The 26060-nt window shown below is 57.1% G+C and carries 26 protein-coding genes and 1 tRNA gene; 26 read left to right on the forward strand and 1 reads right to left on the reverse strand.

Translation table 11 applies throughout. The features are described from left to right. The 4 genes from folC to BUQ81_RS03740 are packed head-to-tail and all read left to right on the forward strand — an operon-like array spanning position 1 to position 4638. Positions 1-1260, forward strand: coding sequence for a bifunctional tetrahydrofolate synthase/dihydrofolate synthase (gene folC, locus BUQ81_RS03725; RefSeq protein WP_074201056.1), 1260 nt, complete (start codon positions 1-3; stop codon positions 1258-1260). Further along, positions 1253-1942 (forward strand): SPOR domain-containing protein, encoded by a 690-nt coding sequence (locus tag BUQ81_RS03730; RefSeq protein ID WP_074201057.1) that lies wholly within the window; start codon positions 1253-1255, stop codon positions 1940-1942. Before folC ends, BUQ81_RS03730 begins: the two co-directional genes overlap by 8 nt. A gap of 10 nt (positions 1943-1952) precedes the next feature. Beyond that, complete coding sequence (gene purF, locus BUQ81_RS03735) at positions 1953-3461, forward strand: amidophosphoribosyltransferase (protein WP_074201058.1); 1509 nt, start codon at positions 1953-1955, stop codon at positions 3459-3461. A gap of 1 nt (position 3462) precedes the next feature. Further along, complete coding sequence (locus BUQ81_RS03740; RefSeq protein WP_074201059.1) at positions 3463-4638, forward strand: O-succinylhomoserine sulfhydrylase; 1176 nt, start codon at positions 3463-3465, stop codon at positions 4636-4638. Positions 4639-4643: 5 nt separating this feature from the next. On the opposite strand, the gene yhbY is transcribed toward BUQ81_RS03740, so the two are convergent. Beyond that, positions 4644-4946: a ribosome assembly RNA-binding protein YhbY gene (yhbY, locus tag BUQ81_RS03745; protein ID WP_074201060.1), complete on the reverse strand. Its 303-nt coding sequence runs from the start codon at positions 4944-4946 to the stop codon at positions 4644-4646. Positions 4947-4985: 39 nt separating this feature from the next. Between yhbY and rlmE the strand changes: the two genes are divergently transcribed. From rlmE to BUQ81_RS03855, 22 genes are all read left to right on the forward strand, one after another. Further along, positions 4986-5603, forward strand: coding sequence for a 23S rRNA (uridine(2552)-2'-O)-methyltransferase RlmE (gene rlmE, locus BUQ81_RS03750; RefSeq protein ID WP_074201061.1), 618 nt, complete (start codon positions 4986-4988; stop codon positions 5601-5603). A gap of 95 nt (positions 5604-5698) precedes the next feature. After that, positions 5699-7690, forward strand: a complete 1992-nt coding sequence (ftsH, locus tag BUQ81_RS03755; RefSeq protein ID WP_074201062.1) for an ATP-dependent zinc metalloprotease FtsH — start codon at positions 5699-5701, stop codon at positions 7688-7690. A gap of 111 nt (positions 7691-7801) precedes the next feature. After that, a complete protein-coding gene (gene folP / locus BUQ81_RS03760) occupies positions 7802-8632 on the forward strand; it encodes a dihydropteroate synthase (RefSeq protein ID WP_327192026.1) in 831 nt (276 codons plus the stop codon). Then, complete coding sequence (gene glmM, locus BUQ81_RS03765; RefSeq protein WP_074201063.1) at positions 8629-9957, forward strand: phosphoglucosamine mutase; 1329 nt, start codon at positions 8629-8631, stop codon at positions 9955-9957. The genes folP and glmM overlap by 4 nt, the downstream gene beginning before the upstream one ends. A 71-nt stretch (positions 9958-10028) precedes the next feature. Continuing rightward, complete coding sequence (gene tpiA / locus BUQ81_RS03770) at positions 10029-10796, forward strand: triose-phosphate isomerase (RefSeq protein ID WP_074201064.1); 768 nt, start codon at positions 10029-10031, stop codon at positions 10794-10796. Positions 10797-10798: 2 nt separating this feature from the next. Beyond that, complete coding sequence (gene secG / locus BUQ81_RS03775) at positions 10799-11125, forward strand: preprotein translocase subunit SecG (protein WP_074201065.1); 327 nt, start codon at positions 10799-10801, stop codon at positions 11123-11125. Positions 11126-11132: 7 nt separating this feature from the next. Then, positions 11133-11217 (forward strand) — tRNA-Leu (locus BUQ81_RS03780). Positions 11218-11255: 38 nt separating this feature from the next. Continuing rightward, the gene (locus tag BUQ81_RS03785) at positions 11256-11612 is read left to right on the forward strand and encodes an NADH-quinone oxidoreductase subunit A (protein WP_074201066.1); all 357 of its coding nucleotides are present in this window, start codon (positions 11256-11258) and stop codon (positions 11610-11612) included. Then, complete coding sequence (locus BUQ81_RS03790; protein WP_074201067.1) at positions 11603-12079, forward strand: NuoB/complex I 20 kDa subunit family protein; 477 nt, start codon at positions 11603-11605, stop codon at positions 12077-12079. Before BUQ81_RS03785 ends, BUQ81_RS03790 begins: the two co-directional genes overlap by 10 nt. A gap of 9 nt (positions 12080-12088) precedes the next feature. Then, entirely contained in the window at positions 12089-12763 is a 675-nt protein-coding gene (locus BUQ81_RS03795) for an NADH-quinone oxidoreductase subunit C (RefSeq protein WP_143598454.1), read from the forward strand. 5 nt (positions 12764-12768) lie between these two features. After that, a complete protein-coding gene (locus BUQ81_RS03800; protein WP_074201069.1) occupies positions 12769-14022 on the forward strand; it encodes an NADH-quinone oxidoreductase subunit D in 1254 nt (417 codons plus the stop codon). Continuing rightward, complete coding sequence (gene nuoE / locus BUQ81_RS03805) at positions 14019-14513, forward strand: NADH-quinone oxidoreductase subunit NuoE (RefSeq protein WP_074201070.1); 495 nt, start codon at positions 14019-14021, stop codon at positions 14511-14513. Before BUQ81_RS03800 ends, nuoE begins: the two co-directional genes overlap by 4 nt. 3 nt (positions 14514-14516) lie before the next feature. Continuing rightward, positions 14517-15803 carry an NADH-quinone oxidoreductase subunit NuoF gene (gene nuoF, locus BUQ81_RS03810; protein WP_074201071.1) on the forward strand — a complete coding sequence of 429 codons (1287 nt, stop codon included), beginning with the start codon at positions 14517-14519 and terminating at the stop codon, positions 15801-15803. A gap of 15 nt (positions 15804-15818) precedes the next feature. Beyond that, positions 15819-18101 carry an NADH-quinone oxidoreductase subunit NuoG gene (nuoG, locus tag BUQ81_RS03815; protein WP_074201072.1) on the forward strand — a complete coding sequence of 761 codons (2283 nt, stop codon included), beginning with the start codon at positions 15819-15821 and terminating at the stop codon, positions 18099-18101. A gap of 12 nt (positions 18102-18113) precedes the next feature. After that, positions 18114-19175, forward strand: a complete 1062-nt coding sequence (nuoH, locus tag BUQ81_RS03820) for an NADH-quinone oxidoreductase subunit NuoH (RefSeq protein ID WP_074201073.1) — start codon at positions 18114-18116, stop codon at positions 19173-19175. A 10-nt stretch (positions 19176-19185) separates the two neighbouring features. Further along, a complete protein-coding gene (gene nuoI, locus BUQ81_RS03825) occupies positions 19186-19677 on the forward strand; it encodes an NADH-quinone oxidoreductase subunit NuoI (RefSeq protein ID WP_074201074.1) in 492 nt (163 codons plus the stop codon). 11 nt (positions 19678-19688) lie between these two features. Then, positions 19689-20339, forward strand: a complete 651-nt coding sequence (locus tag BUQ81_RS03830) for an NADH-quinone oxidoreductase subunit J (protein ID WP_074201075.1) — start codon at positions 19689-19691, stop codon at positions 20337-20339. Then, complete coding sequence (gene nuoK, locus BUQ81_RS03835) at positions 20336-20641, forward strand: NADH-quinone oxidoreductase subunit NuoK (protein ID WP_074201076.1); 306 nt, start codon at positions 20336-20338, stop codon at positions 20639-20641. The genes BUQ81_RS03830 and nuoK overlap by 4 nt, the downstream gene beginning before the upstream one ends. 6 nt (positions 20642-20647) lie before the next feature. Beyond that, the gene (nuoL, locus tag BUQ81_RS03840; RefSeq protein WP_074201077.1) at positions 20648-22624 is read left to right on the forward strand and encodes an NADH-quinone oxidoreductase subunit L; all 1977 of its coding nucleotides are present in this window, start codon (positions 20648-20650) and stop codon (positions 22622-22624) included. Positions 22625-22679: 55 nt separating this feature from the next. Then, positions 22680-24194 (forward strand): NADH-quinone oxidoreductase subunit M, encoded by a 1515-nt coding sequence (locus tag BUQ81_RS03845; protein WP_074201078.1) that lies wholly within the window; start codon positions 22680-22682, stop codon positions 24192-24194. A 31-nt stretch (positions 24195-24225) separates the two neighbouring features. Then, a complete protein-coding gene (gene nuoN / locus BUQ81_RS03850; protein WP_074201079.1) occupies positions 24226-25680 on the forward strand; it encodes an NADH-quinone oxidoreductase subunit NuoN in 1455 nt (484 codons plus the stop codon). Position 25681: 1 nt separating this feature from the next. Next, complete coding sequence (locus tag BUQ81_RS03855) at positions 25682-26002, forward strand: DUF2818 family protein (RefSeq protein ID WP_074201080.1); 321 nt, start codon at positions 25682-25684, stop codon at positions 26000-26002. Positions 26003-26060 lie beyond the last annotated feature (58 nt).

The raw sequence follows: 26060 nt of genomic DNA on the forward strand, positions 1-26060 counted from the left end.
ATGCACCCGCACAAGGACTGGTCGCTGACACAGTGGCTTGATTACCAGCAGCGGGTGCACCCCAATGCCATCGAGCTGGGTCTGGAGCGCGTGCGCACCGTGGCCGAGCGCATGGAGCTGCTACCGCTCAAGGCACCCGTAGTAACCGTTGCCGGCACCAATGGCAAGGGCTCCAGCGTGGCCATGCTGGAAGCCATTCTCGCTGGCGCCTATCGTATCGGCACCTATACCTCTCCGCATCTGCTGCGCTATAACGAGCGCATCCGTCTGTCAGGCGAACCAGTGGATGACGACACCCTCATTGCGGCGTTCAACCGCATCGAAAACGCCCGCGGTGATATTCCGCTGACCTTTTTTGAGTATGGCACACTGGCCGCGCTGTCAATCTTTTCGGCGCAGCATCTTGACTTGATCGTGCTTGAAGTCGGTCTGGGCGGACGCCTGGATGCCGCCAATATTGTCGATGCCGATATCGCCCTTGTCACCGCGGTTGATGTGGATCATGCGCAGTGGCTGGGGAATGACCGTGAAGCCATTGGGCGCGAGAAGGCGGGTATCTTTCGTCCGCAGCAAAAAGCCGTTGTCTCCGACCCAAACCCACCGAAAAGTGTGCTGGAGCATGCTGAAGAACTGGGTGTGCACCTTAAGCGGCTGGGGGCGGATTTTTCCTATCGCACTCACGGGACAGGTTGGGATTACCACGGCGCAGCCACGCTGAAACATCTGCCGCGACCGGCGCTGCGGGGGGATTTTCAGCTGCAGAACGCGGCGGGTGTCCTCGCCGTACTGGAACAGCTGCCAGCCTATTTTTATCTGCCCCGCCGCCTGATCGAAAGGGGGCTGACGCAGGTGCGCAATCCCGGTCGATTGGAACATCGCGAGGTCAAGGGGCAGTCCTGGTGGGTCGATGTGGCGCATAATCCGCAGGCCATGGCCGAGGTGGTTGCCTATTTGGCGCCGCAGCGCCCTCTGCAGGTGATTTTGGGTATGATGGCAGACAAGGCCATTGCAGACACGCTGCGTGTGCTTGCGCCGCTGGCTGCCGTGTGGGACCTGGCGCCGTTGCCTGGCGAGCGTGCGCTTTCGCCCCAGGCGCTGGGCCAGCAGCTGGTGCAGCTGGGGGTGCCGGACTCTGCGATTCATTTCCATGACAGCATGGCAGCAGCGGTGGCCGCGGCACAACAGAGGACACTGCCCGTGTTGGTGACCGGTTCCTTTATTACCGCAGGTGAGGCCCTGCAGCAGATCGAGCATGGATGAGAAGCTACGCAATCAACTGACCGGCGCGATCATCTGGTTTGTGCTGCTCATTGTGGTGGTGGGGCACTGGTACAGCCATCCGGTCAATTTTGATCCGGACAGTGCGGTGCCGGCTGCGCCGCAGGCAGACAAGGCCGTGATCGTGGCACAGCCCCTGCGTGTGAGTGATGCGAAGCAGACGGATGCCCAACCTCATGCCAGCCCGACCAATGAAAGGGGATCGGATACAACAAAACCTGAAAAAACACGCAAAAATGAGGCGCAAGCAGCTGATTTGACAAAAAAACCGGCTTCAGTAACGTCTTCTGCAGAGCGCAAAAAAGAGGCTGCTGAAAAAGTCGGGGACCCCCCTGTTGCACAGGGGAAAAAACAGGCTGACAGCTCGGATCAGGGTATGGAATCAGCGAAGCGGGCTGTCAAGGCATCCAATCACGCGCAACGCTGGCTGGTGAAGGTGGCGGCCTACTTTACCGCCCGTCAGGCCAACGATCTGGTGGCCACGCTCAATGAACAGGGGTATGACGCCACCTACAGGAAATTCATGAACGCCAAGGGGCAGACGGTCTATTCCGTGCGCCTGGCCCCGGTGGACTCGAAAGAGGAAGCCTTGAGACTGAAGCGGATCGTGGACAAGCGCTTCCATACCAACAGTATTATTGAACCCTTACCACCTCAATCATAGGAAACGGAACATGTGCGGAGTTATCGGCATCGTCCATACCGACGAAACCCTGGTCAACCAGTCCATTTATGACGGTCTGACCATCCTGCAGCACCGCGGTCAGGATGCGGCCGGGATTGTGACCTGTCATAACGGACGCTTTTTCCAGCGCAAGGACAACGGACTGGTCAAGGATGTCTTCCGGACACGCCACATGCGTGAACTGATCGGCAGCATGGGGATCGGCCATGTGCGTTATCCCACCGCTGGTACCTCATCCAGCGCCGAGGCACAGCCATTTTACGTCAATGCGCCCTATGGCATCGCCATGGGACACAACGGCAATCTGACCAACGCACAGCAGCTGCGCAAGGAGATCTATACGCAGGATCTGCGTCATCTCAATACCAATTCCGACTCTGAAGTGCTGCTGAACGTGTTTGCCCATGAACTGATGCAGCAGCACAAGCTCAAGCCGGAGCCGGCGGATATTTTTGCCGCCATCCGCCGCGTCCACGAGCGTGTGCGTGGTGGCTACGCTACGGTGGGCATGATCGCCGATATAGGCGTGTTTGCCTTCCGCGATCCCTACGGCCTGCGTCCGCTGATTGTGGGTGAGCGGGAGAATGCACAGGGCAAGAAGGACTATATCGTTGCCTCCGAAAGCGTGGCCCTGGATGGCCTCGGATTCAAGGTGGTGCGCGATGTGGCGCCGGGCGAGGCGGTGGTAATGACCCAGGACGGCGAACTGCTGTTTGAGCAGTGTCATGATAACCCTCAGTATGCCCCCTGTATTTTCGAGTTCGTCTATTTTGCCCGGCCGGACTCCATGATCGACGGCATTTCCGTCTACAAGGCACGCCTGCGCATGGGACGCAAGCTGGGTGAGAAAATCCTGCGCGAATGGCCCGACAACGACATCGATGTGGTCATCCCCATTCCTGACACCAGCCGCACCAGTGCCCTGCAGTTGGCAGAAACCCTCGGCAAGCCCTATCGGGAAGGCTTTATCAAGAACCGCTATATTGGCCGCACCTTTATCATGCCTGGCCAGCAGCAGCGCAAGAAGTCGGTTCGTCAGAAACTCAACCCCGTGGGGCTGGAGTTCGAGGGCAAGAACGTGCTGCTGGTGGATGACTCCATCGTGCGTGGCACCACCTCGGGCGAAATCGTGCAGATGGCGCGGGATGCCGGTGCCAACAAGGTCTATTTCGCTTCCGCTGCGCCACCGGTGCGCTACCCCTATGTGTACGGCATCGACATGCCGGCCGCATCGGAACTGATCGCCAATGGCCGCACGGTTGACGAGATCGCCGCGTTCATCGGCGCAGATTGCCTCATCTATCAGGATCTGGATGATCTGGTGGACGCGGTCCGTGAGGGCAACAAGGTGATTCCCTGTTTCGACACCTCCTGTTTCAGTGGCGAATATGTCACCGGCGACATCACGCCCGAGTATCTGGCGGAGCTGGAGCGCAGCCGCCACGGCAACCAGCCGGTGGGTGACGAGCCGGTTGGCATGACCAACGTGGGAGAATAGGATGACCTGGTCTGAAGAAACCTTTGCGATTCACGGCGGCTACCGGCGCACACCGGAAGGGGAGAACAGCGAAGCGATTTTTCCCACATCCAGTTTTGCGTTTGATTCTGCTGCGCAGGCCGCGGCTCGTTTCAGTGGAGACGAGCCGGGCAATATCTATTCCCGTTTTACCAATCCTACCGTGCGCACCTTCGAGCAGCGCCTTGCGGCCATGGAAGGGGGGGAAGCCTGCGTGGGCACGGCCTCCGGTATGAGCGCGATTCTGTCGCTGATGCTCGGCATGCTGGAAAGCGGTGATCACATTGTCTCGTCCCAGAGCATTTTTGGCACCACAAAGGTGCTGTTTTCCAAGTATCTGGGCAAGCTGGGCATTGACACCACCTACGTGCCGTTGACCGACTACGATGCGTGGGCTGCCGCCATCCGCCCCGAAACCAGAATGCTGTTTCTGGAAACGCCCTCCAATCCCATGACGGACGTGGCCGATATCCAACGCCTGGCGGAGATTGCACACGCCCATGACTGCCTGCTGGTGGTAGATAACTGTTTCTGCACGCCGGCGCTGCAGCAGCCGCTCAAGCTGGGCGCGGACCTTGTCATCCATTCTGCTACCAAGTTTCTGGATGGGCAGGGGCGCTGTGTCGGCGGTGCGGTCGTGGGCCCGGAATCACTGGTCGAGGAACACGTGCGCGGTTTCCTGCGCACCTGTGGTCCCAGCATGAGCCCGTTCAATGCCTGGGTGTTCTTCAAGGGGCTGGAAACGCTGCATGTACGCATGCAAGCGCATTCAGCTAATGCACTGGCATTGGCGCAGTGGCTCAGCGACCATCCCGCAGTGGAGCAGGTGTTCTACCCGGGGCTGCCTTCGCACCCACAGCATGAGCTGGCCATGCGTCAGCAGAAAGCGGGTGGCGGACTGGTCAGTTTCCGTATCAAGGGCGGGCGAGGGGATGCCTGGAAGGTGGTGGACAGCCTGGAGATGATTCACATTACCGCTAATCTGGGCGATACCAAGACGCTGATCACCCATCCCGCGACCACGACCCATTCTCGTGTGGAGCCCGAGGCACGCCTTGCCGCCGGCATTACTGACAATCTGCTGCGCGTTTCGGTGGGGCTCGAATCCATCGAGGATATCAAGGCAGACCTGGGGCGCGGACTGGATCAGATTCGCTGACGGCTTCAGCGGAGCTGGGCAAAGTCGCTGTCCTTTTTCTCCGGATTGCGGCGGAAGAGCACAAACACCTTGCCGATGCTTTGCACCAGTTCTGCGCCGGTGGCGTTTACGACGGCTTCAATGATCGCCTTGCGTTCTTCGCGATCGCCCTCGTTGATCCTGATCTTGATCAGCTCGTGATGATCCAGCGTGCTGTTCAGCTCATCCATCAGGGCGTCGGTCACCCCTTTGGCGCCGATCTGAATCACCGGGTTGAGATGGTGGGCCAGGCCACGCAGGGCCTTTTTCTGCTGAATGGTCAACGCCATATATAATGCTCCTTTCCAAATTGAGACACATTGTAAGTCATGGCTCGAAGCAAATCCTCGAAACGCTGGCTCAAGGAACATTTCGACGACTATTACGTCCAAAAGGCGCAGCGCGAAGGCTGGCGCTCCCGTGCGGTCTACAAGTTGCAGGAGATCGACGAGAAGGATAAGTTGTTCAAGCCGGGCATGACCGTAGTGGACCTGGGAGCGGCCCCGGGGGGGTGGTCGCAGTGGGTCACCCATCGTATTGGCGAAAAGGGGCATGTGTACGCGCTGGATATTTTGCCGGTGGAGCCCTTTGCCGGCATCACCTTTATTCAGGGGGACTTTCGAGAAGACGAGGTCTATCAGAAGCTGCTGGATGCCCTGGATGGTCGTGAAGTAGATCTGGTCATGTCGGACATGGCCCCCAATATGAGTGGCAATACTGCAGTGGACATTCCACGCGCTATGTATCTGGCCGAGTTGGCCATGGACTTCGCCGATCAGGCATTGAAGCCCGGCGGCGATCTGCTCATGAAGGTGTTTCAGGGGGAAGGCTTCGATGAATTGCACCGTGCCCTGCGCGAACGCTATGGCAAGGTGATCACGCGCAAGCCCAAAGCCTCCCGTCCACGCAGTCGCGAGGTCTATCTGCTTGCGCGTGGCAAAAAGTAAAGTTTATAAGCGTTTTAGTTTTGTTTATTTTGCGCTGGCATTTTCTCTCTGCTTGCAGTAAAGTTGTGTGTCAAACCACTAAAAGTTGATAGCGTATGGCAAACCCACCAAACAACAATAATAACAACGACTTGATCAAGAATCTAATCATCTGGACCGTGCTCACTGTTGTGCTGCTGACCGTGTTCAATCACTTTGGCAGCCAGAACATGGGCACGACCCATCGACTGGACTATACCCAGTTCATTCAGGATGTGCGCAGCGGCCGGGTCGCTCAAGTGGAAATCCAGGGCAATCTGATTCGCGGTGTCTATACGGATGGCAAGACCTTCTCCACCTACAACCCAGGTGATCCGGGTCTGATGGGGGATCTGCTCGATAACAACGTGCGCATTGTGGCGCGTCCACCCGAGCAGCAGAGCGTATTGATGCAGATCTTCATTTCCTGGTTCCCCATGCTGTTGTTGATTGCGGTGTGGCTGTGGGCCATGCGCGGCATGGCCAACGGCGGCATGGGCGGCAAGGGCGGTCCCTTCTCGTTTGGCAAGTCCAAGGCGCGCATGCTGACGCCGGAGCAGGTGAAGGTCACGTTTGATGATGTGGCAGGCGCTGAGGAAGCCAAGGAGGAAGTGAAGGAGGTCGTTGATTTCCTCAAGAATCCGGAAAAGTTCCAGAAGCTGGGTGCCAAGATTCCCAAGGGTGTACTCATGGTGGGGCCGCCGGGAACGGGTAAGACGTTGCTGGCCAAGGCGATTGCCGGCGAAGCCAATGTGCCGTTCTTCAGCATTTCCGGCTCGGACTTCGTGGAAATGTTCGTGGGCGTGGGTGCGTCTCGCGTGCGCGACCTGTTCGAGCAGGCCCGTGCCAACGCGCCCTGCATCATCTTCATCGACGAGATCGATGCGGTGGGTCGCAGCCGCGGTGTCGGCATTGGCGGCGGCAATGACGAGCGTGAGCAGACCCTGAACCAGCTGCTGGTGGAAATGGACGGTATTGAGGGCAGCGAAGGTATTATCGTTATCGCCGCGACCAACCGTCCCGATGTCCTGGATCCGGCGCTGCTGCGTCCGGGTCGTTTCGACCGTCAGGTCACGGTTGGTCTGCCGGATGTGCGCGGCCGTGAACAGATCCTCAAGGTGCACATGCGCAAGATTCCGGTGGGCGAGGATGTGGATCCTGCGGTTATCGCGCGGGGGACGCCCGGTTTCTCCGGCGCTGATCTGGCCAACCTGGTGAATGAGGCGGCACTGATCGCGGCCCGTGAAAACTCCGACAAGGTCTACATGCGCCACTTCGAAAAGGCGAAGGACAAGATCCTCATGGGCGTGGAACGCAAGACCATGGTCATGAGCGAGGAAGAGAAAAAGCTTACGGCCTATCACGAGGCGGGGCATGCCATTATTGGCTATCTGATGCCCGAGCATGATCCGGTGTACAAGGTCAGTATCATCCCGCGCGGCAAGGCGCTGGGTGTGACCATGTATCTGCCGGAAGAGGACAGCTGGAGCTATTCCAAGACCAAGCTGGAAAGCCAGTTGTGCTCCCTTTATGGTGGACGCATAGCGGAAGAGTTGATTTTTGGTCCGGAAAAGGTCACCACGGGCGCCAGCAACGATATCGAGCGAGCCACCAAGCTGGCGCGCAACATGGTAGCGAAGTGGGGGCTGTCCGAGCGCCTCGGTCCACTGCTCTACGAAGAGGAAGAACAGAATGGTTTCCTCGGCAGTGGTGGTATCGTGAGCTATGTATCCGATGAAACCAAGGAGCTGATCGACGAAGAGGTGCGGCGCATCATCGACACCAACTATGCGCGTGCCAAGAAGATCCTTGAGGACAATATGGACAAGTTGCACGCCATGGCACAGGCCCTGCTCGAATACGAGACCATTGATGCCGAGCAGATCAAGCGCATTATGGAGGGCAAGGACCCGGGTCAGCCCAAGGACTGGCAGGACAGTCAGGACAAGACGCCACCCGCTGAGACGGCACCTGCTGACACCTCGGCAGAGGCGACCGAGTCAAAGGGGGATGCCGACAAGGATGCGCCGAGCGGTGCAATTCCGGATGGCGCACCGAAGTTGCAGTAGTGCGATAAGATAGCGATTTTTTGAGCCCCTGCCGAGCAGGGGTTTTTTTATGTCTTGCCGCTTTATTTTAGGTATGACTTGGTTCAGCTAAACGGGTCGAGGAGGAATGTCTTGAATCGCTTTCAGGCACTGTTGCGGAGTGAACCGCTTGATCGTGCGCTGGTCATGGGTATTCTGAACGTGACGCCAGACTCCTTTTCGGACGGTGGTCGCTGGACCCACGAGGCGGCGATTCGCCAGCATGCGACCGAAATGGCTGCCGCTGGGGCTGACCTGATCGATATTGGTGGCGAGTCAACCCGCCCTGGCGCTGAACCGGTTTCGCTCGAGGAGGAGTTGGCGCGTGTTATTCCAGCCATCAAGTGGGTGCGTGCGGAAACGAATCTGCCCATATCCGTGGATACCAGCAAGCCGGAGGTGATGGCGGCTGCGCTGGAGGCCGGTGCAGACATGATTAATGATGTAAATGCCCTGCAGGCACCGGGGGCACTGGATGTTGTGCGTGAAGCAATGGTGCCTGTTTGTCTGATGCACCGACAGGGCACGCCGCAGACCATGCAGGACAATCCGGTCTACACGGATGTGGTGGCTGATGTGGAAGCCTTTTTGCTTGCCCGGGCGCAGGCGGTGCAGGCGGAAACCGGTCTGGATTCCAGTGCCATCTGGCTTGACCCCGGGTTTGGCTTTGGCAAGACGCTTGAGCACAATCAGGCACTCTTTTCGGAACTGGATACCCTGGTCGACAGCGGCTATCCGGTGCTGGTGGGTGTATCGCGCAAGCGCATGATCGGCGAGCTGCTGGGTGGCGCACCGATCGAAGAGCGAGTGTGCGGCAGCGTTTCAGCTGCGGTGTTGGCAGCCTTGAAGGGCGCGAGCGTGGTACGGGTTCATGATGTTAAAGAGACAGTCGATGCACTGACGGTTGCAATGGCACTGCTATGAGTAAACAAACAAAGCGTTTTTTCGGCACGGACGGCATCCGCGATCGCGTTGGCCGAGGCATGATCCGGCCAGATAAGGTATTAAAGCTGGGCTGGGCAGTTGGCCATGTGCTGCGGGAACAGGGCGGCCGGCAGGTGCTCATTGGCAAGGATACGCGCATTTCCGGCTATATGTTCGAGTCGGCCCTGGAAGCCGGCCTGATTGCGGCGGGTGTGGATGTGTTGCTGACCGGGCCCATGCCGACACCAGCCATAGCCTATCTTACGCGCACCTTCAGTGCGGACATGGGCATCGTGATCAGTGCCTCGCACAATCCGCATCATGACAACGGCATCAAGTTCTTCGATGCTGACGGCCAGAAGGTGGCCGATGAGGTAGAGGAAGCCATCGAGGCGGCTTTTCATCATGACCTTAAGATGGTTCCCTCCGAAGCCCTGGGCAAGGCATCGCGTATTGATGATGCGCCAGGCCGCTATATCGAGTTTTGCAAGAGTACCTATGACGCCCCCGTCGGGCTCAAGGGCCTGCGCATTGTGCTGGACTGTGCCAATGGTGCCACCTATCACATCGCTCCCAGCGTGTTTTCCGAGCTGGGTGCCGAGGTGGATGCCATCAACGTTTCGCCCGACGGGCTCAACATCAATGCCGGCTGTGGCGCGACGGACCTGATCATGCTGCGCCAGCGCGTAAGGGAGGCTCAGGCCGATCTCGGCATCGCCTTTGATGGAGACGGCGACCGCGTCATGTTCGTGGACAGTGAGGGCGAAGTCTTTGACGGGGATGATGTGCTTTATCTGCTGGCGACTGGGCAGAGCGAGCGCCCCCAGGGGGTGGTGGGCACCGTCATGACCAATATGGCCATTGAGCAGGCGTTGGCCGAGCAGGGGATCAAGCTGGTCAGAACGCCGGTCGGGGACCGTCATGTGATGGCCGCATTGAAGGAACGGCGCTGGTGCTTTGGTGCCGAACCGTCCGGGCATGTACTGTGCATGCATCGTCTGACAACCGGTGATGGCATTATTGCCGCTTTGCAGGTGCTGGCTGTCCTGCAGCGTACGGGCACGCGACTGCAGGACTGGCGGGTCAACAAGTTTCCAAACGTGCTCAGGAATGTCCGCTGTGATGATCCCTCCATTCTGGAAACCACGGCGTGGAAGGAGCGGCTCGCTGAGGCTCAAGCCCTGCTCGGTGAGCAGGGGCGCATACTGGTGCGTCCGTCCGGAACCGAGCCCCTGATCCGGGTGATGGTGGAGGCGCAGGATGCGGCTCAGGCCGAGGCGTTGGCACAGGCCCTTGCAGAGTGGCTTGAAACAAAAAATTCATGAATTTGTCAAGATTGTAATCGCTGCAATCTACATATAAGATTATCGGGATTTGCTGAATAACGGAGCGGACGATGCGCAAGCCTTTTGTTGCAGGGAACTGGAAGATGCATGGCAGCAAGGCCATGATTGCGAGTTTGATCAATGATCTCTCCCGGGCGTGGCAACAGGGTGACAAGGTGGATGTCGCGGTATGCCCTCCGTTCGTTTATATCGATTACGTGCAGCGTACGCTGAACAATCCTGCCATCAAGGTAGGTGCGCAGAACATGGCGGCTGAGCCGGAGTACGGCGCCTTCACGGGTGAGGTATCTGCGCCCATGCTCAAGGAGTTCGATTGCCGTTACGTCATTCTCGGCCATTCCGAGCGTCGCAGCCTATTTGGCGAAGATGACGATCTGATCGCCCGCAAGGTTGAGGTGGCGCTGAATGCACGACTGACCCCTATTCTGTGTGTGGGTGAAACCCTAGAGGAGCGTGACGCCGGGATTACCGAGCAGGTCATCGAGCGTCAGCTGCAGGCAGTAATTGACCGTGTTGGCGGTGACGCCTTTGCTGATATTGTGGTGGCATATGAGCCGGTTTGGGCGATCGGCACCGGCAAGACGGCATCCCCTGAGCAGGCGCAGGCAGTTCATGCCTTTATTCGTGATAAAATTCGCCTTCTTTCAGCCGAGGCGGCGGATGACATGATCATTCAGTACGGTGGTAGCGTAAAGCCCGGGAATGCAATGGAACTGTTTTCCCAGCCGGATATCGATGGTGGCCTGATTGGCGGCGCGTCTCTGGTGGCGGACGATTTTCTTGCCATCTGTAATGCTGCAGCAACTGCAAAAGGGTAAGCATGTTTAACATTATTTTGACAATCCACCTTCTGGTGGCACTCGCCATTATCGGCCTCGTGTTGATCCAGCACGGCAAGGGGGCTGATGCGGGTGCCAGCTTTGGAGGGGGGTCATCGCAGTCCGTGTTCGGGAGTCGTGGTGCTGCTACGTTTCTGTCGCGTCTGACTGCGATCATGGCAACGGTATTCTTTATCACCAGCATTACGCTGGTGTACATCACGGGTCATCAGACACGTGAATACAAGAGCGTAATCGAAAAGGTACAGCAGCCTGCTACCCAGGATGCGGATGTGCCTGCTGTACCGGCACCGAAGGTGCCCGAATAAGAAATTTGCCCAGGTGGTGGAATTGGTAGACACGCCATCTTGAGGGGGTGGTGGCGAAAGCCGTGCGGGTTCGACTCCCGCCCTGGGCACCATATTTGACCCACTGGGTCGCTTAAATCAGGAGGTTGCAATGCTGGAGAACTACCTCCCCATACTTGTGTTTGTCGTGCTCGGCATTCTCTTTGGTGTGGGTCCCATTGTTGTCGGTTACCTTCTGGGACCGCAAAAGCCGGATGACGAGAAGCTGTCTCCCTACGAGTGTGGTTTTGAAGCATTCGAAGACGCACGCATGAAATTCGATGTGCGTTTCTATCTTGTTGCGATTCTCTTCATTATCTTTGACCTCGAGATCGCATTCCTCTTCCCATGGGCTGTTGTGCTGGACGAGATCGGCACCTTTGGTCTGGTGAGTATGGCCGTTTTTCTGGCGTTGCTCGTGGTGGGGTTCATCTATGAATGGCGCAAGGGGGCTCTGGAATGGGAGTAGAAGGCGTTCTCAAGGAGGGTGTCGTTACCACCACGGCGGACAAGCTGATCAACTGGGCGCGTACCGGCTCCCTGTGGCCCATGACGTTTGGGCTGGCATGCTGCGCCGTCGAGATGATGCATGCGGGTGCATCCCGTTACGACCTCGACCGTTTTGGTGTCATCTTTCGACCCAGTCCGCGCCAGTCGGATGTCATGATCGTGGCCGGCACGCTGGTAAACAAGATGGCGCCGGCCCTGCGCAAGGTTTATGACCAGATGGCAGAACCCCGTTGGGTTATCTCCATGGGGTCCTGTGCCAATGGCGGTGGTTATTACCACTATTCCTACTCTGTCGTGCGCGGCTGTGATCGAATCGTTCCCGTGGATGTGTATGTGCCAGGCTGTCCGCCAACCGCGGAGGCGCTGCTGTACGGCATTGTGCAGCTGCAGCAGAAGATCAAGCGCACCAATACGATTGCGCGATAAGGATTGGCCATGAAACAGTCATTGTTGGATCTGCAGACCCAGTCACGCGAAGCCCTTGGCGATGCCATCGAAAAGGATGTCATTGCGCTGGATGAGTACACCATTGAGGTGGATGCAACGCGCTGGCACGAGGTGGCCTTGGCATTGCGCGACACGCTTGGTTTTGAGCAGCTGATCGATCTGTGCGGTGTTGATTATGTGGCGTGGAAGCGAACCAACTGGGAAACGCTGGAGGCGCCAAACGAAGGCTTCAGCCGTGGCGTCTTCGACTTTGAAGAGGTGGTCAGCGAGCTGCCACTGGACATGCCTCGTCGCTTTGCGGTTGTCATGCATCTGCTCTCCGTGCAGCATAACCGTCGCATTCGTGTGCGCGCCTTTATCGAAGATACACAGCAGCCCGAGATCGATTCTGTGGTTGATGTGTGGTCTGCGGCCAATTGGTTCGAGCGTGAGGCCTTCGATCTGTTCGGCATCATCTTCAGGGGTCATCCCGATCTGCGTCGCATCCTGACCGATTACGGCTTTATCGGCCACCCCTTGCGCAAGGATTTCCCGCTGACCGGTCATGTGGAAATGCGTTACGACCCGGAAAAGGCACGTTGTGTCTATGAGCCGGTTTCCATTGAAAACCGCGTTAATGTGCCCCGGGTTATTCGCCATGAACCGGTCGGTGAAGAAGGATAAGCGTCATGGCAGAAATCAAGAACTACACTCTTAACTTTGGCCCGCAGCACCCCTCTGCGCACGGTGTGTTGCGCCTGATTCTCGAGTTGGACGGTGAAACGGTTGTCCGTTCGGATCCACACATTGGCCTGCTCCATCGCGGTACGGAAAAGCTGGCTGAGTACAAGCCGTTCAACCAGTCCATCGGCTACATGGACCGTCTCGACTATGTATCCATGATGTGTAACGAACACGGCTATGTACTGGCCATTGAAAAGCTGCTGGGCATTGAAGTGCCCGAGCGTGCTCAGTATATCCGCGTCATGTTCGACGAAATCACCCGTATCCTCAACCACCTGTTGTGGGTTGGGGCGCATGCCCTGGATATCGGTGCCATGACCGTGTTCCTGTACGCATTCCGCGAGCGTGAAGACCTGATGGACTGCTACGAGGCCGTCTCCGGTGCTCGGCTGCATGCCACCTATTACCGCCCGGGTGGAGTCTATCGCGATCTGCCTGACAGCATGCCCAAGTACAAGCCATCCAAGTGGCGTTCTGAAAAGGAGCTCAAGCGCCTGAACGAGACGCGCGAGGGCAGCCTGCTTGATTTTCTCGAGGCCTTTACGGAGCGCTTCCCGGGCTACTTGGATGAATATGAAACCCTATTGACGGATAACCGCATCTGGAAGCAGCGCACCGTCGATATTGGTGTGGTTTCGCCGGAGCGTGCTCTGCAGCTCGGCTTTACCGGGCCCATGCTGCGAGGCTCGGGCATTGCCTGGGACCTGCGCAAGAAGCAGCCGTACGAAGTGTACGACAAGCTTGATTTCGATATTCCTGTGGGCAAGAACGGTGACAGCTACGACCGCTATCTGGTGCGCATGGCCGAAATGCGCGAGTCCAACAAGATTATCAAGCAGTGCATCAAGTGGCTGCGTGAAAATCCCGGTCCGGTAATGGCGGAAAACCACAAGGTGACGCCGCCAAGCCGCGAGGCCATGAAGACCAATATGGAAGCCCTGATCCACCACTTCAAGCTGTTTACCGAGGGTTATAGCGTGCCGGAAGGTGAAGCCTATGCGGCGGTGGAGCATCCGAAAGGAGAGTTTGGCATCTATCTGGTTTCGGACGGCGCTAACAAGCCCTATCGCCTGAAAATCCGTGCCCCGGGCTTTGCACACCTCGCATCTCTGGATGAGATGTGCAAGGGGCACATGATTGCTGACGTGGTCACCATTATTGGTACGCAGGATATCGTATTTGGGGAGATCGACCGATGAAAGACACCGACTTCAAGGTGATCAAGGGAGAGGTCAAGGAACGGATTGACCGCTGGATCTCCCATTATCCGGCCGACCAGCGTCAGTCTGCTGTCATGCCGGCCCTGCGCATCGTTCAGGAGGTGAATGGCGGCTATCTGACACCGGAGCTAATGGACGAAGTAGCGGCCTATCTGGGCATGCAGCCGGCAGCCGTTTATGAGGTGGCGACTTTCTACTCCATGTACGAGCACCAGCCAGTGGGCAAGCACAAGATCTGTGTATGCCACAACATCAGCTGTCTGCTCCGTGATGTGGACGATTTGATCGAATATCTGAAGGAAAAGCTGGGTGTGGATATTGGCGAGGTGACCCCGGATGGACGTTTCTCCATCAAGAAGGTGGAGTGTCTGGGCGCCTGTGGCGAAGCACCGGTGGCCATGATTGGCAAGGAATACTACGGCAATCTGACCCGCGAACGGTTGGATGAACTGCTGGAAAGCCTGGAGTAAGTTATGGCGTCTATCCCATTGAACGAATGCTGCTACCGTCTCAATCACCTGGACAAATCCTGGGACATCGAGACCTACATGGCCAATGGTGGTTATGAAGTCTGGAAAAAGGTGCTGGCCGGTGAATTGACGCCTCAGGAAATCATCGATGAGGTGAAGGCGTCCAATATCCGCGGTCGCGGTGGTGCAGGCTTTCCCACGGGCTTAAAGTGGAGCTTCATGAACCGCTACGCACCGGGTCCGAAATACATCCTGTGTAATTCTGACGAAGGTGAGCCGGGCACGTTCAAGGACCGCGACATCCTGCGCTATAACCCCCATCAACTGGTGGAGGGCATGATGATCGCGGGCTACGTCATCGGGGCCAATACGGGCTACAACTACATCCGCGGCGAATTCTGGGAACCTTACAAGCGCTTTGATCAGGCGGTGCAGCAGGCATATGAGGCCGGACTGCTGGGCAAGAACATTCTTGGATCCGGCTGGGATTTTGACCTCTACACTCATCTGGGGGCAGGTGCTTACATCTGTGGCGAAGAAACGGCACTGATTGAGTCCATCGAGGGCAAGAAGGGTCAACCGCGCTTCAAGCCGCCATTCCCGGCCAGTTTCGGTCTGTACGGTCGCCCGACTACCATCAACAATACGGAAACCCTGGCGTCCATTCCCATGATTCTGGCGAAAGGGGGCAAGTGGTTCGCCGATCTGGGTGTGCCGGGCGCGGGAGGGACAAAGATTTTCTCCGTCTCCGGTCATGTGGAGAAGCCTGGCAACTATGAGATTCGCATGGGCACGCCATTCAAGGACCTTCTGGCGCTGGCTGGCGGCGTCTGGAAAGGCCGCAAGCTGAAAGCGGTTATTCCGGGCGGATCCTCTACAGCCGTTCTGCCGGCGGAAAAGGCGCTGGAAATGAACATGGATTACGACTCCATTGCCAAGGCGGGCTCCTTCCTGGGCGCCGGCTCCGTCATCATCATGGATGAAACGACGGACATGGTGAAGGCGCTGGATCGTCTCACTTGGTTCTACTATGAAGAGTCGTGCGGGCAATGTACCCCCTGCCGCGAGGGAACCGGTTGGATGCACCGCGTTGTTCACCGCATCTACACCGGTAAGGGTCGTCCTGAAGACATCGACATGCTCAAGGATGTATCCGGCAAGATCATGGGGCGCGTGATCTGCGGCTTGGGTGATGCGGCAGCCATTCCTGTTGCCAGCTTCCTGGAGCACTTTGAGCACGAATTCAGACACTATATCGAGCACGGTTGCAGCATTTATGACCGGGCATAAGCTGGATGGCACGCTATGATTAAGATCGAAATTAACGGCCAGATTGTTGAAGCCCATGAAGGGGATATGCTCATCGACGTTGCCGATGAGGCGAAAATCCCCATTCCGCGTTTCTGTTATCACAAGAAACTCTCCATTGCTGCCAACTGCCGCATGTGCCTGGTGGAGGTGGAAGGTGCGCCCAAGGCGCTGCCTGCGTGCGCTACGCCCGTCACCGATGGCATGAAGGTGCATACACGCTCGCCCAAGGCACGCGCCGCTCAGAAGGCGGTCATGGAGTTTCTGCTCATTAACCACCCGCTGGATTGCCCCATCTGCGATCAGGGTGGGGAATGCGAGCTGCAGGACGTGGCGTTCGAGTATGGCAACGACGTGGGCAAGTATTCGGAAGCTAAGCGCGTCGTGCCCGATCACGATGTGGGCCCGCTGATCGCGACCGACATGACGCGCTGCATTCACTGTACCCGCTGCGTGCGTTTCGGCCAGGAGATCTCCGGTCTCATGGAACTGGGCGCTGTGGGCCGTTCCGAATGGATGGAAATCACCACCTATGTGGGCAAGTCCATTACCTCGGAGATTTCCGGCAACATTATCGACCTGTGTCCGGTCGGGGCGTTGACTTCCAAGCCGTTCCGCTTCAAAGCGCGTGCGTGGGAAATGGTGGCGCATCCTTCTATCGCGGCCCACGACAGTCTGGGTTCGCATATCGAAGTACATACCTATCAGGACAAAGTGATGCGTGTGGTGCCTCGGGATAACGAGGCCATTAACGAAACCTGGCTGTCCGACCGTGATCGCTTTGCCTACGAGGGCATTAACAGCCAAGATCGTCTCACCGTTCCCCTTGCCAAGTCAAAAGGGCAATGGGACGAGCAGGAATGGGAGGATGCGCTCAATCAGACGGTCGAACTGCTGAAACCCCATCTCAATAATCCGGATACCGTGGGCGTGCTGGTATCACCCAATGCGACGGTGGAGGAGCTCTACCTGTTGCGCAAGCTCCTGCATGCTCATGGTGTGAAGGACATTGAAACCCGCCTGCGCCAGATTGATTTCCGCCTTGATGAGGCGGCAGGCAAGCCTGTTGCGCCAGGTCTGGTCAATACGCTGCCGGAAATCGAAGCCATGGAGAGCGTATTGCTGGTGGGCAGCAACCTGCGTTATGAAATCCCACTGCTGAATTTGCGTGTCCGCAAGGCACAACTGGAAGGCGCACGCGTGCGAGTCCTAAACGTGGCGGATTACCCCTTTACCTTTGACCTTGAGGATAAGGTGATCGCCGATCCTCAGGCGCTGGTCGACACTCTGAAGGTGCTGGTGCGTGCGGCGGCCGAACTGAAAGGAACAGAAATCCCGGCGGGTGCAGAGGATGCCGTTGTTAGCGAACAGCATCAGGCCTGGGCAAAAGATCTTGTTGAAAGTGGCAAGGCCACCATTATGGTGGGCGCCATGGCGCAACAGAGCCCGCTCTATGCCGACTTTGTGCTCTGGTCTGCACGCCTGGCCGACCTGACCGGGGCAACGATCAATGTGGTGCCGCAAAGTGCCAATGAAGTGGGCGCCTATCAGGTGGGCGCCGTACCTGCAAATGGCGGCAATATCGATTCCATGCTTGCAAGCGACAAGAAAGCGTGGATTGTGGTGGGTATCGATCCAGAACTGGACACCGTTTATGGTGCACGCCTCAAACAGGCGCTGGATCAGGCTGACACGGTCATCAGCCTGACGGCTTATGACTCCGAGTATCTGCGGTCCGTGAGCGACATCATGCTGCCGATCGCCGTGCATACGGAAACGGCGGGCACCTTTGTGAACGCAACCGGCGATTGGCAGTCGTTCAAAATTGCCTCAGCAGCACCGGGTGATGCCAAGCCGCTGTGGAAGATTCTGCGCGTACTGGGCAATCTGCTGGATATGGACGGGTTCGACTATGTCCATGCAGATGAAGTGCTTGAAGAGGCGAAAGCCCAAACGCAATCGCTCGGCTCGGTTCAGGGCGATCTCGCTATCCCAGCGCGTACCTGTGACAAACCGGTCGTGCTGGGAGAGTGGTCGCTGTACAGCGTTGATCCGATCGTGAGACGCAGTGAGCCGCTGCAAAAGGCGGCGGGTGCAGCTCGACCGGTTGTGCGCAGCGCCATTGAGGCTGATGAAATCGTTCTGAATACGCCGGCAGGGCCGATTACGCTGCCGAACGAATACGACGAGTCCGTGGCACCCGGTGTGGTGCTGGTGCCCATGGGACTTTCCGAAACCGCTGATGTTACACTGACGGATGTCAGTGTGGCGGCATCCTGATAGGGGTCAAGCATGTTTGAAACCTTACAGCACTGGCTTTCAACGTGGATGTGGGACTGGCTGGCTGTTCTGATCACCATCCTGATTCAGGCAGTCGTCATTATTCTGCCCTTGATGCTGGTTGTGGCCTACCTCACCTACGCCGAGCGCAAGGTCATTGCCTATATGCAGGTTCGTATGGGCCCAAACCGTGTTGGCCCCTATGGATTACTGCAGCCGATTGCGGATGCGGTCAAACTGCTCTTCAAGGAAGTGGTGCTGCCCAGTCAGTCGAACATCTATCTGTTCCTGATTGCACCGGTGTTGGCCATTGCCCCGGCCATCGCCGTGTGGGCCGCCATCCCCTTTGCGGAAGGTTGGGTCGTGGCAGACATTGATGCAGGCGTGCTGTATGTGCTGGCCATTTCTTCCATCACGGTATATGGTGTGGTGGTTTCCGGCTGGGCGTCCAACTCCAAGTACGCCTTCCTGGGTGCGCTGCGCTCATCGGCACAGAAGATCTCCTACGAGATCGCCATGGGCTTCGCCCTGGTGACCGTGCTCATGGTGGCGGACACCATGAACCTGACCCAGATCGTTGAAGGGCAGAAGGGCGGCATCTGGCACTGGTACCTTATCCCGCTGCTGCCCATGTTCGTGGTCTATTTCATCTCCGGTGTGGCTGAAACCAACCGTGCGCCCTTCGACATCGCGGAAGGCGAGTCGGAAATTGTGGCCGGTTTCCACGTGGAATATTCAGGCATGGCCTTTGCGGTATTCTTCCTGGCGGAATATGCCATGATGATCCTGATTTCCTACATGACTGCGATCATGTTCCTGGGGGGCTGGTGGTCACCCTTTGAAGGCATTCCTGTCCTCGAAACCCTGTTCGCCTGGGTGCCCGGCTTCTGGTGGCTGGCTCTGAAAGTCGCTTTCCTGCTGTTTACTTTCCTGTGGTTCCGAGCCACCTTCCCGCGCTATCGCTACGACCAGCTGATGCGTCTAGGGTGGAAGGTGTTTATTCCGCTTACCATCGTGTGGGTCTTTGTCGTGATGCTGCTGCATTACTACAAGGTTGGCCCGTGGTTCAACTGAGGAACGCAGCATGAGTCATACACTTCGACACTGGATCAAGACCTTCGGTCTGATTGAACTGTTCAAGGGGCTGGCGGTAACGGGCAAATACCTGTTCAAGCCCAAGATTACCGTGCGCTATCCTGAAGAAAAGACGCCCATTTCACCGCGCTTCCGTGGTCATCATGCCCTGCGTCGCTATGAAAACGGCGAAGAGCGCTGCATTGCCTGCAAATTGTGCGAGGCAGTGTGCCCGGCCAATGCCATCACCATCGAGTCGGAAGAGCGTGAAGACGGCACCCGCCGCACGACCCGCTATGACATTGACATGTTCAAGTGTATTTATTGCGGCTTCTGCGAAGAGGCGTGCCCTGTGGATGCCATCGTTGAGTCGCGCGTGTTTGAGTATGTGTTCTGGGAACGCGGCGAAAACATCATGACCAAGGAGAAGCTCCTTGAGTTTGGCGACAAGCATGAACAGATTATTGCAGCCGACAAGGCTGCCGATGCCAAGTACCGTTAAGGAATGGATCTATGAGCTTTGAGCAGCTGGTGTTCTATGCATTTGCCGGGATCTCGTCCCTGGCGGCCCTGATGATGATCACGGTGCGCAACCCGGTCAAGGCCGCCCTCTGGCTGGTATTGACCTTTATCAGTGCAGCTGGCGTCTGGCTGCTGGCCGAGTCCGAGTTTCTCGGTCTGGTGCTGATTCTGGTGTACGTGGGCGCCGTGATGGTGCTCTTCCTGTTCGTGGTGATGATGCTGGACATCAATCTGGCGGAGATGAAGGAAGGCTTCGCACAATATGCCCCGGTGGGTGCGCTCGTCGCGCTGGTGGTCTTCGGTCTGATTTACCTGGTGGTCGGTCCTGAGCATTTCGGTCTCGACAAGACGGGCCTGCCGGTGACCCATGGCCCGGACTACAGCAATACCAAGGAAATTGCTGTGCCGTTGTACACCCAGCATGCGTATGCCTTCGTACTCGCCGCAGTACTTTTGCTGGTGGGCATTGTTGCAGCCATTGCGCTGACGCTGCGCCGTCGTGGTCCCCGCGATGCCCTGTATCAGGACATTGATGCGCAGGTTCGCGTGCGTGCGGAAGACCGCCTGACCATGGTGAAAATGGCCCCGGAGGTGGAGCCTGATGTGTCCAGCAAGAATGAAGAAGAGGAGGGCGCCAAATGATTGCACTGTCCGATTACCTGCTGTTTGGCGCCGTACTGTTCATGATCAGCCTTGCCGGCATTTTCCTTAACCGCAAGAACCTGATCATCATTCTGATGTGTATCGAACTGCTGCTGCTGGCAGTCAACACCAATCTGGTGGCGTTTTCCCACTATCTGAACGACGTGCAGGGTGAAATCTTCGTGTTCTTCATCCTGACCGTTGCAGCGGCGGAAGCGGCGATTGGTCTGGCGATTCTGGTACTGGTATTCCGTCACCGCAAGCACATTACGGTTGACGATCTCGATCAACTCAAGGGGTAAGGCTGGATGAGCACTTTGCATACGATTCTCACCGTCCTGTTGGTAGCACCACTGATCGGTTCGATCATTGCCGGTCTTTTTGGCCGTCAGATCGGCCGCAAGGGTGCCCACAGTGTGACCATCGCCGCTGTTGCACTGTCTACCGTGCTCGCTGCCTGGGTATTTGCCCTGTTCGTCATTCAGGGGCACGAGCCCTACAATGCATCGCTGTACACCTGGATGATCAGTGACGGAATCAAGTTCGAGATCGGTTACCTGATCGATTCGCTGTCGGCTACGATGATGCTGGTGGTGACCTTCGTTTCCCTGATGGTGCACATCTACACCATCGGCTACATGGATCACGACGCAGACTATCCACCGGAAAACCCGTATTACCAGCGCTTTTTCAGCTATATCTCCCTGTTTACCTTCTCCATGCTGTCGCTGGTGATGGCGAACAACTTCCTGCAGTTGTTCTTCGGCTGGGAAGCGGTGGGCCTAGTGTCCTACTTGCTGATCGGTTTCTACATGAAGCGCGAATCGGCCATTCAGGCAAACCTGAAGGCGTTTCTGGTCAACCGGGTAGGCGACTTTGGTTTCGTACTAGGTATCGCCATTGTAGTGATGTACTTTGGCACGCTGGATTACCAGACCTTCTTTAATGGGCTGGATGCGCACAAGGATGATGTGATCGATTTCGGTTGGGGGCCGGTGTCCATGATTACTGCGGCAACCCTGCTGCTGTTTGTGGGCGCCATGGGCAAATCCGCGCAGATGCCACTGCATGTCTGGCTACCGGAATCCATGGAAGGTCCGACGCCGATTTCAGCCCTGATTCACGCTGCAACCATGGTGACGGCCGGCATTTTCATGGTGGCGCGTCTGTCGCCCGCGTATGAGTTGTCCGAAGTGGCGCTGAGCGTGGTACTGCTTGTGGGCGCCATTACCGCTTTCATGATGGGGCTGCTGGGCATCGTGCAGAATGACATCAAGCGGGTTGTTGCCTACTCCACCCTGTCGCAGCTGGGCTACATGACTGCTGCCCTGGGTGTATCGGCTTATGCCGCGGGCATGTTCCATGTGATTACGCATGCCTTCTTCAAGGCACTGCTGTTCCTCGCGGCCGGTTCCGTGATTATCGCCATGCATCACGATCAGGACATCCGCAACATGGGCGGCCTGAAGAAATACATGCCGATTACCTACTGGACCATGCTGATCGGGTCATTGGCTCTGATCGGTTTCCCGGGCTTCTCCGGCTTCTTCTCCAAGGATTCCATCATCATGGCCACCGAAGCCTCGGAGCAGTTTGGTGCCGGCTTTGCTCACCTGTTGCTGGTGGCAGGCGTCTTTGTCACGGCCTTTTATACCTTCCGCATGTTCTTCCTGGTCTTCCACGCACCGGAAAGCGAGTATGTGCGTACACACGACATTCACGAGTCGCCGAAGGTGGTGACGGTCCCCCTGATTCTGCTGTCGATTCCGGCTGTGCTGGTGGGCTGGCCCATGATCGGTCCCATCCTCTCCGGCAGCTATTTCGCAGATTCCATTTTTGTTCTGCCAGAACACGATGTCCTGCGCGAAATCTACGAGCACCATTTCCACGGCGCGCTGAACATGGTCATTCACGGGCTGTTCACCCTGCCGGTATGGCTTTCCTTTGCAGGTGTGGCGCTGGCCTGGTACATGTACATCAAGAACCCGGCGCTGCCGGCCAGGGTACAGCAGGCGTGCCCGGTGTGCTATCGCATTCTTGAGAATGGGTATGGCTTCGACCGCTTCAACGAGATCGTCTTTGTGAACGGCTCCCGCAAACTGGGTGAGTTCTTCTGGAAGGTCATCGACCAGACCATCATTGATGGCTGGATGGTGAATGGCACTGCAAATCTGGTGGCCGTCGCCGCGCGCAACTGGCGTCAGCTGCAGACGGGCTACCTGTACCATTACGCCTTTGTGATGATTTTCGGCACCCTCATTCTGCTCCTGTGGGCATTGTGGTAAGCCGTTTTATACGAACACGACGCGATACAAAAATAATCTATAAGGAATGCACTACATGACAGTCGGTTATCCCATTCTGAGTACGCTGATCTGGCTGCCCATTATCGCCGGTGTGATCGTTCTGTTCGCAGGGCGAAACAATCCGCGCCTGGCCAAATGGCTGTCCCTGGCGACAGTTATCGTGACCTTCCTGCTGTCACTGCCGCTGTGGTTTGCATTCGATCGCACCACGGCAGCCATGCAGTTTGTGGAAAAGCTCGACTGGATTCCGGCCTACAACATTCAATACTTCCTCGGTGTGGATGGCCTCTCCATGCCGCTGGTCCTGCTCACCACCTTTACCCAGGTACTGGTGATTGCTTCGGCATGGGAGGTGATCAAGGAGCGCGTTGAGCAGTACATGGGTGCGTTCCTGATCATGCAGGGGCTGATGACAGGCGTTTTTGTGGCCCTGGATGCGGTGCTGTTTTACGTGTTCTGGGAAGCGCTGCTGATCCCGATGTTCATCGTAATCGGCAAGTGGGGCGGCCCGCGTCGTGTTTATGCAACCATCAAGTTCTTCCTGTACACCTTCTTCGGCTCCGTATTCATGCTGGTGTCCTTCCTGTACATGTATTACCAGAGCGGCAGCTTCTCGATTCTCGACTTCCATACCCTGCCATTGGGGATGACGGCACAGATTCTCATTTTCCTGGCGTTCCTGATCGCCTTTGCGGTGAAAATCCCCATGTTCCCGGTGCATACCTGGCTGCCGGATGCCCACGTTGAGGCACCCACTGCCGGTTCCGTAGTGCTGGCGGCGATCATGCTGAAGATGGGGGGCTACGGCTTTGTGCGCTTCAGTCTGCCGATCACACCGGATGCGTCCATGCAGCTGGACTGGCTGGTGATTGTGCTGTCGCTGATTGCCATCGTCTACATCGGCTTCGTGGCCCTGGTGCAGCATGACATGAAAAAACTGGTGGCCTATTCCTCCATTTCTCACATGGGCTTTGTCACCCTTGGCATGTTCGTGCTGTACGACATTCTGCAGAACACGGGTACTCTGCAGGGCGCACAACTGGGGATGGAAGGCGCCATGGTGCAGATGATTTCTCACGGCTTTATTTCCGGTGCCATGTTCCTTGCAATCGGTGTTCTGTATGACCGACTGCATACCCGTGAAATCAGTGCCTATGGCGGAGTGGTCAATGTGATGCCGTGGTTTGGCTTCTTCGCGGTGCTGTTTGCCATGGGCAATGTGGGACTGCCCGGCACCTCCGGTTTTGTGGGCGAATTCATGGTGATTCTGAGCAGCTTCAAAGCCAACCCGTGGTATGGGATTCTGGCAGCCTTTACGTTGATCATCGGTGCCGCCTATACCCTGTGGATGGTCAAGCGCGTCATCTTTGGGGACATTCGCAACGAGGCGGTCGCCAAGATGGAAGACCTGAACAAGCGTGAATTTGCCATCATGACAGCGTTGGCTGTGGCAGTGATTGCACTGGGTGTGTATCCCTATCCGCTGATGGATGTGATGCACGCATCGGTCGAGCATCTGATCCAGCAAGCCTTTACATCGAAACTGTAAGCCCTGACAACCGCATATTTAGGAAGCGATCATGACATTTGAAGTTCCCAATCTCGCGCCTGCATTGCCTGAGATCGTTCTGCTGACGTTGACCTCGTTTCTGCTGATTGCAGACACCGTCTGGTCGAAACGCTGTGCGCACTGCACCTACTGGGCGACGCAGATCACCCTGCTTGTGGTCGGCTGGCTCATTGTGAGCAGCTTTACCACGCAGACCGTGGTCACCTTCGATGGCAGCTTCGTGCGCGATACCCTGGCTGATGTGCTCAAGCTGTTCATCGTCGCCACCAGTATCGGCATATTCCTGTTTTCGCGTGAGTATCTGCTTCAGCAGCGCAGTTATCATGGTGAGTTCTTCGTTTTGGGTCTGTACGGTGTGCTGGGCATGTTTGTCATGGTCAGCGCCTATAACCTGATTACCCTCTATCTTGGGCTGGAGATCATGTCGCTGGCGCTGTACGCCATGATCGCCATGCAGCGCGACTCGCAAAAGGCCTCTGAAGCTGCCATGAAGTATTTCGTGCTTGGCGCGTTGGCCACGGGCATGATGCTGTATGGCATGTCCATGCTGTATGGCGCGACCGGGACGCTGGAGCTGCCGAAGATTGCGCAGGTCATTGCAAGCGGGCATGCGGACCAGGCCGTACTGGCGTTCTCGCTGGTATTCATCGTCATCGGTCTGGCGTTCAAGCTGGGTGCAGTGCCATTCCACATGTGGGTGCCTGACGTTTACCATGGTGCTCCCACGGCCATGACGCTCTATCTGGCGTCTGCTCCCAAGATCGCAGCCTTTGCCATGCTGTATCGCCTGCTGTGGGACGGCCTGCAGCTGGCGCTGCCGGACTGGCAGGGCATGCTGATTATCCTGTCGGTACTATCGCTGATTGTGGGTACGGTGATTGCCGTGGTGCAGACCAACCTCAAGCGCCTGCTGGCCTATTCCGGTATCAGCCACATGGGCTTTGTGCTCATGGGGGTGGCTGCAGGCGATGCGGAAGGCTTTGCTGCGGCCATGTTCTATATCATCATTTACGCCATCACCAGCGTGGCGGCGTTCGGCATGATCATCGCCCTGGCACGCATGGGGCACGAATTTGACGAAATCGAAGACTTCAAGGGGCTGAACCAGCGCAATCCCTGGCTGGCCGCCATGATGCTGTTCATCATGTTCTCCATGGCTGGCATTCCGCCTTTCATCGGCTTCTGGGTCAAGCTGGCGGTGATTGAAGCGGCCGTAAACGCGGGCCTGCTGTGGCTGGCCATCGTGGCAGTCATCACCGCCGTGATCGGTGCCTTCTACTACCTGCGCGTGGTCAAGGTGATGTACTTTGATACCGTGGAGGAGAGCAAGCCCGCCGAGCCTATTACCCGTGAGCTGGGCTTTGCGGTGAGTGTCGTTTCCGGCCTGCTGCTGATTCTGGGCCTGTTCCCGTCATGGATCCTGGATCTGTGTTATCGCAGCCTTGGCGTGACGGTGGTAGGCTGACATGAATCTTGAACTGGCTATTAGCCTGCTGATCGTGCTGGCACTGATCCTCGCCAACCTGCCGTGGTTGATGCGGGACCGCGTGTTCCTTGTCTTTTCACGTCACGACAAGCCATTCTGGCTGGGGCTGCTTGAGTGGGGTGTCTACTACGCCCTGAGCATGACACTGGCCCGTTTTGTAGAGTGGCGCGTCATGGGCAACCTGTCGGAACAGGGGTGGGAGTTCTGGACAACCACTTTCTTCCTGTTCATGATTTTTGCCTTTCCCGGCTTTATCGTGCGCTACAACCTGTCGCGTTATCTGCAGGCGGCCCGTTCCTGAGGGGGTCCCCGACTTTTTTCAAAGCGCAAAAAAAGCCCTGCGGATTTGCAGGGCTTTT

The sequence above is a fragment of the Sulfurivirga caldicuralii genome (assembly GCF_900141795.1).
GTDB classification, from domain to species: domain Bacteria; phylum Pseudomonadota; class Gammaproteobacteria; order Thiomicrospirales; family Thiomicrospiraceae; genus Sulfurivirga; species Sulfurivirga caldicuralii.